Here is a 1,607-nt window from a genome sequence, read left to right as displayed (position 1 = left end):
GCAGATGACGTCGATATCGACTTCGATGGCATCATCGAGGAAGCGGTCGAGCAGGATGGGTGCGTCGGGCGAGACGTGCAGCGCTTCTTTCATGTAGTTTTCGAGGTCGGTGTCGTTGTGGACGATGTCCATTGCCCGCCCGCCGAGGACGTAGGAGGGGCGCACGACCAGCGGGTAGCCGATTTCCTGCGCCTTGGCGAGGGCTTCCGCGGTGTTGGAGGCGGTACGGTTCGGCGGTTGCAGCAGTTTGAGTTCGTCGATGAGGTGCTGGAAGCGTTCGCGGTCTTCGGCGCGGTCGATGGCATCGGGCGGGGTGCCGATGATGGGTACGCCCGCCGCTTCCAGCGCCCGCGCCAGTTTGAGCGGGGTCTGACCGCCGTACTGGACGATGACGCCGTCGGGCTGCTCAATCCGCGCGATTTCCAGCACGTCTTCCAGCGTCAGCGGCTCGAAGTAGAGGCGGTCGGCGGTGTCAAAGTCGGTGGAGACGGTTTCCGGGTTGCAGTTGACCATGATGGTTTCGATGCCGTCTGCGCGTAGGGCGAGCGCGGCGTGGACGCAACAGTAGTCGAACTCGATGCCCTGGCCGATGCGGTTCGGCCCGCCGCCGAGAATCATGATTTTGCGGTTGCCGCTCGGCGCGGCTTCGCAGAAGCGCTCGTAGGTGGAGTACAAATAGGCGGTGGCGCTGGCGAATTCGGCGGCGCAGGAATCGACGCGCTTGTACACCGGGTGAATGGCGTAGTGTTCGCGCAGCGCGCGGATTTCCGCTTCCTTGACGCCGCAGCATTGGGCGAGGAAGGCGTCGGAAAAGCCGGCGCGCTTGTAGGCAAAGAGGCGCTCAGCGTCGTCCAGATGCCTGATGCCGTCGGCTTGCAGCGGTTGCTCAAGGGCGACCAGCTCGGCGATTTGCGCGATGAACCACGGGTCAATGCGGCTCAACTGGTGCGCTTCCGCCACGCCCATCCCCTGCCGCAGCGCTTCGGCGAGGTAAAAAATGCGCTCCGGCGTGGCTGTCGCGACCGCTTCTTCAAGGTCATCGACCGCCGCCGGGCGGTTCAGGCCGCTATAGCCGTTTTCCAGGCCGCGCAGCGCCTTGTTCAGCGATTCCTTGAAGGTGCGGCCAATCGCCATCACCTCGCCGACCGAGCGCATTTGCGTATTGAGGCGGTTGTTGGTCTGCTTGAACTTGGCGAAATCAAAGCGCGGGATTTTGGTGACGACGTAATCAATCGCCGGTTCAAACGACGCAGGCGTGACGCCGCCGGTGATTTCATTCTTCAGCTCGTCCAGCGTGTAGCCGATGGCGAGGCGGGCGGCGACCGAGGCAATCGGGAAACCGGTCGCTTTCGACGCCAGCGCCGAGGAGCGCGACACGCGTGGGTTCATCTCGATGACGATGATGCGGCCATCGTGCGGATTGACGGCGAATTGCACGTTTGAACCGCCCGTTTCCACGCCAATCTTGCGCAAAATGGCGATGGAAGCATCGCGCAGCGCCTGATATTCCTTATCAGTCAGCGTCTGCGCCGGGGCGACGGTAATGCTGTCGCCGGTATGCACGCCCATCGGGTCAAAATTCTCGATAGAACAAACAATTATCGCGT

General features: G+C 62.6%; 1 protein-coding gene. It reads right to left on the bottom strand.

Translation table 11 applies throughout. The annotated features are described in order from the left end of the window. On the bottom strand, positions 1-1,607 hold a 1,607-nt coding region (carB, locus tag Q0349_RS02020), incomplete at both ends, for a carbamoyl-phosphate synthase large subunit (RefSeq protein WP_298079174.1).

The sequence above is a fragment of the uncultured Cardiobacterium sp. genome, assembly GCF_938028185.1.
Taxonomy (GTDB): domain Bacteria; phylum Pseudomonadota; class Gammaproteobacteria; order Cardiobacteriales; family Cardiobacteriaceae; genus Cardiobacterium.
This window is presented reverse-complemented; position numbering and strand designations above follow the sequence as displayed.